The sequence below is a fragment of the Phytoactinopolyspora endophytica genome, assembly GCF_004138495.1.
Taxonomy (GTDB): domain Bacteria; phylum Actinomycetota; class Actinomycetes; order Jiangellales; family Jiangellaceae; genus Phytoactinopolyspora; species Phytoactinopolyspora endophytica.
Window position 1 is genome coordinate 194291 of sequence record NZ_ML142860.1, and the last position, 4764, is coordinate 199054.

Consider the following 4764-nt stretch of genomic DNA (forward strand, 5'->3'; position numbering starts at 1 on the left):
AGCAAGGCCGGGGGAGTCGGGGTCGAACCTGGTCAGGCAGAGTACGCGCTCCTCCGGCTCCAGTTCGATGAACTCCTTGACCGGTGCACCGCCGGCCAGCGTCGGCGAGGCCGACGGTGGCAGCGCTGGCAGGTCGAGTACTGAGAGGCGGATGACCCGCCCGGCGGTGGTGACGGCGCCGATCTCCCCGCGAGCGGTGGCCGACACATGTGACACGATCAAGTCGTGCTTGGCTCGCTTGTCGGCAGGCACCAGCGGCTCGTCGCCGGCGGTCCGTGCGAGCAGTCCGGTGGACGAGAGCATGACCTGGCACGGGTCGTCGGCGATCTCCAGTGCAGATGTCGGCAGGCCGCGCGCGGCGGTTCTCGGCGTGCCCGCGTCTTCGAGCAGGACGGTCCGACGTGGCGTGCCGTGGGCGGCGGCGACCTCGGCCAGCTCGTCGGAGATGGCCTGCCGCAGCAGCGACTCGTCCTCGAGCAGTGCGGTGAGCTCGCTGATGGTACGGCGAAGCTGCTCGGCCTCCTTGTCCAGCTCGAGCCGGTCGTACTTGGTCAGCCTCCGCAAAGGGGTGTCCAGGATGTAGCGGGCCTGGATCTCGGAGAGGTCGAAGACCTGCATCAGGCGGTCGCGCGCCGCGGCGGCGTCGTCGGAGGACCGGATCACGGCGATGACCTCGTCGATGTCCAGCAGCGCGACCAGCAGGCCATCCACCAGGTGCAGCCGGTCTTCTGCCTTCTTCCGGCGGAACTCACTGCGCCGGCGGACCACGTCGAGCCGGTGCTTGACGAAGACCTCGAGAAGTTCCTTCAGGCCGAGCGTGCGTGGCTGCCCGTCGACCAGGGCCACGTTGTTGATGGAGAACGAGTCCTCCAGCGGGGTCAGGCGGTAGAGCTCTTCCAGCACGGCCTCCGGCACGAACCCGCTCTTGAGCTCGATGACCAGCCGTAGGCTGGTGTTCCGGTCCGTGTAGTCGACCACGTCGGCGACACCGTTGAGCTTCTTGTTCTTGACCAGGTCGACGATGCGCTCACGCACCCGCTCCGGGCCCACCATGTAGGGCAGTTCGGTGATGACGATGCCCTTGCGGCGGGCGGTGATGTTCTCCACCCTGGCGGTGGCGCGGGTCTTGAACGCGCCGCGCCCGGTCTCGTACGCGTCGCGGACGCCGTCCAAGCCGACGATCCGTCCGCCGCTGGGCAGGTCTGGGCCGGGGACGTACCGCATCAGGTCGTCCAGAGTCGCGTCCGGGTTCGCGATCAGATAGCGGGTCGCCTCGATGACCTCGCCGAGGTTGTGCGGCGCCATGTTCGTCGCCATCCCGACCGCGATCCCGCTGGAACCGTTGACCAGGAGGTTCGGGAACGTCGCCGGGAGGACTTCGGGCTGCTCGAACTGCCCGTCGTAGTTCGCCACCATGTCGACGACGTCTTCGTCGAGCGACCCGGTGAGCAGCGTCGCCGGCTCCGCCATCCGGCATTCGGTGTAACGGTAGGCTGCCGGGCCAGCGTCCAGAGATCCAAAGTTCCCATGGCCGTCGACCAGCGGGACCCGCATCGCCCAGGACTGTGCCATCCGGACCAGCGTGTCGTAGATGGCGCCGTCGCCGTGCGGGTGGAGCTTGCCCATGACATCGCCGACGACGCGGCCGCACTTGACGTGGGCACGGTCGGGGCGCAGGCCCATCTCCTGCATCTGGAACAGGATCCGCCGCTGCACCGGCTTCAGCCCATCCCGCGCATCGGGGATGGCCCTGGAATAGATGACGGAGTAGGCATATTCGAGGAAGCTGCCGCGCATCTCCTCGGAGACGTCAACGTCGATGATCGTCTCTTCGAAATCCTCAGGTGGGGGAGTCTTGGTTCCGCGAGCCATGCCGCCTATTGTTGCGCCTCGCGGCCGCGATGTGACGCACCGACCCACGCCGACGTGCGATGAACCAGGCTCAGACACTGCATCGGTCGGGCTCTCTCACGCCTGGCCTGCCCCGCCTCGCGCCGGCAGGCGGACGATGAAGCACGCGCCGTAGTCGCGGTCCTCCACGGTGACATCCCCGCCGTGCGACAGGGCGATCTGCTTGACGATGGCCAGCCCCAGGCCGGTGCCGCCCGCGTCCCGGCTACGGGCGTTGTCGAGCCGGGTGAAGCGTTCGAAGATGCGTTCGCGGTGCCGGCGGGGTATGGGCGGCCCATCGTTGCTCACCCGCACCTCCACCAGGTGCCCGGCGGCGCTCACCTCGACCGTCACGCTGGTGGCCGCGTGCCGGATGGCGTTGTTGACCAGGTTGTGTATCAACCTGGAGAGCGCTTCGGGGCTGCCGTGAACCGGTGCCGCCGTCCCCGTCTCGACGGTGATCGGCACCCGGGGCTCACGCAGACCCCGCACGGTGGTCTCCGCGAGCTCTCCCATGTCGACCAGCCAGGTCGACGCGGGACGGCCCTCCTCCAAGCGGGCCAGGACCAGGAGATCGTCGACCAGCCGTCCCATCCGCTCCACCTCGTGAAGAGCATCCCGGGTGGTCTCCTGCGGATCGACGGCGTCCGGGTGCGCCTGCGCCACCTCAAGCTCGGTGCGCAACGCCGCGATCGGGCTGCGCAGCTCATGGGCCGCATCGGCGACGAAGGCCCGTTGCCGGGCGGAGGCGTCCTCCAGCCGGCGCAACATGTCGTTGAGCGTCGTGGCCAGCCGGTGGAGCTCGTCGCGCGCCGCCGGCACGGGGAGCAGCCGCTGCTCGCCGGTTCCGGTGATCTCTGCTGCTCCACGGCGCAGTTCCTCCACCGGGCGCAGCGTCCGCCCGGTGATGTACCAGCTCAGAGCCCCGACGGCGAGGGCGATGGCGAGCCCGGCACCGAAGGTGACGAACCGGAACAGCTGGGCGGTCCGTCGCTGCTCGGCAAGCGAGACAGCGACGAGGACGATATGCGGCTCGCCTTCCAGCTCAGCTGGGACACCGACGACGCGGTACGGGTCCGGCTGGCCGAGCCGGGTGCCGTCCAGATCGACTGCGCTGCCCCCGCGGACCGCGTCGAGGCTGTCGCCGGCGACGATCGGCACCAGCAGGTCCCCGCCGGGTGTGGACGCGACCACCCGGTCCTCCGCGTCGACGACCTGGGCGATCGCCGCGCCCGCACCTGGCAGCGGATTCGTGACGCGGTCGTTCTCGACGAGGACGGCGGTGTCCTGACCGTAGCTACGCGCGGCGTCGTCGAGCGCTCCGACCAGAGCCCGTTCGATCAGCAGCACCGTGATACCGCTCGCCGCCGCGATACCGACCATCGCGACGACTGTGACCGCGAAGGTGAGCCGGGCACGAAGCGAATGCTTCGGACTACGGACGGAATCACTCATGTCTCACTGCGCCGCGGCGTCGTCGATCAACCGGTATCCGGCCCCGCGGACGGTCCGGAGGCTGTTCCGGCCGAACGGTGTGTCGATCTTCCGCCGCACATACCCGACATAGACCTCGACCACGTTCGGATCGCCGTCGTAGTGCGGATCCCAGACATGCTCGAGGAGGTCCAGCTTGGACACGGCTTCGTCCTTGCGGTACATGAGGTACTGCAGCAGGCCGAACTCCCGCGGGGTGAGCTCGATCGGCTCGTCGCCCCTGCGCACGGTGCGGGTGGCCGGGTCGAGGGAGAGGTCGCCCACGGCCAGGATGGCCGGCCGCTCCGGCGTGCCCCGCCTGATCAGCGCCCTCAGCTTGGCGACCAGGACGACGTAGGAGAACGGCTTGGTCAAGTAATCGTCGGCCCCGAGGTCGAGCCCGTCGGCCTGGTCGTACTCGCCGTCCTTCGCCGACAGCATGAGGATCGGCACCCAGTTGTTCTCCTTCCGCAGGGCCTGGCAGATCCGGTATCCGGAGAGCGAAGGCAGCATGATGTCGAGCACGATCGCGTCGTACTGATACTCACGCGCCAGGTGGAGGCCCTCCATGCCGTCGTGGGCCAGCTCCACTGAGAAGCCTTCCGCGGACAGGCCGCGTTGCAGGGCGCGCGACAGCCCGCGTTCATCTTCGATTACCAGAATCCGCATGTAGTCAGTGTCTCGTCGTTCGTGTCATGGTGGCTATGAACCTCTCAGTGTCCTCACAGGCCGTCAGGCGCACAGTGAATTGCATGATGGCTGATGAAGGAGAACATAGATGAGCACCACAGCGGACCGCCTGCAGATGTTCAGGCTATCGAAGCGGCCGTGGGCTGTCCCGGCGATCGTCACGGCGGCAGTGGTCACCGCCGCCGTGGCGGTTCCGGTGATCGCCGACGCGGACTCGGACCTTCCGGAGCGCAATGCTACGGAGGTGCTGGCGAGCATGGCGGACGCCTACCAGGTGCCGTTCGCCGGTACGGTCGTCCACTCGGCCGACATGGGATTCCCCGAGCTGCCGGTCTCCGGCGGAGACGACTCTCCGCTGAGCCTGCTGGCCGGAGCCACGACGGCGCGGCTCTGGTACACCGACCCGTCGACGTTCCGGATCGCGCTGCACGGCGAGCTGTCCGAGACCGACGTGATCCGCGACGACGACGAGCTCTGGTACTGGAACAGCGAGCAGAACATCGTGCGTCATCACGAGGGCCCGCTCTGGCCGACGCCGGACGAGGAGTCCGCAGGGTCCGGGTTCGACAACCCGGGTGCCGCGCTGTCCAACGAGGCCATGGCCGGACTGTTCCTCGCCTGGCTGACACCGACGAGCGACGTCTCGGTGGACGGTACCGCCTCGGTGGCTGGACGCTCCGCGTACGAGCTGGTGATCCGGCCCGACGACGA

Annotated in this window: 3 protein-coding genes and 1 pseudogene; 1 reads left to right on the forward strand and 3 read right to left on the reverse strand. The window is 68.4% G+C overall.

What is annotated here, in order from left to right; all coding sequences use genetic code 11:
• From ELR45_RS22110 to ELR45_RS22120, 3 genes are all read right to left on the reverse strand, one after another.
• A partial coding sequence (locus ELR45_RS22110; RefSeq protein ID WP_240760032.1) for a DNA gyrase/topoisomerase IV subunit A occupies window positions 1-1872 on the reverse strand: 1872 nt, incomplete at its 3' end.
• A gap of 96 nt (window positions 1873-1968) precedes the next feature.
• Window positions 1969-3345, reverse strand: a complete 1377-nt coding sequence (locus tag ELR45_RS22115; protein WP_129668261.1) for a sensor histidine kinase — start codon at window positions 3343-3345, stop codon at window positions 1969-1971.
• Between the two features lie 3 nt (window positions 3346-3348).
• Entirely contained in the window at window positions 3349-4032 is a 684-nt protein-coding gene (locus ELR45_RS22120; RefSeq protein ID WP_129668262.1) for a response regulator transcription factor, read from the reverse strand.
• A 109-nt stretch (window positions 4033-4141) separates the two neighbouring features.
• On the opposite strand from ELR45_RS22120, the pseudogene ELR45_RS22125 reads away from it, so the two are divergent.
• Window positions 4142-4764: pseudogene (locus tag ELR45_RS22125) on the forward strand (hypothetical protein); the annotation flags it as partial.

Bases quoted from the DNA above. Each gene is read 5' to 3' on its own strand.
- ELR45_RS22120 (WP_129668262.1), bottom strand. From the start codon at position 4,032: ATGCGGATTCTGGTAATCGAAGATGAACGCGGGCTGTCGCGCGCCCTG.
- ELR45_RS22115 (WP_129668261.1), bottom strand. From the start codon at position 3,345: ATGAGTGATTCCGTCCGTAGTCCGAAGCATTCGCTTCGTGCCCGGCTC.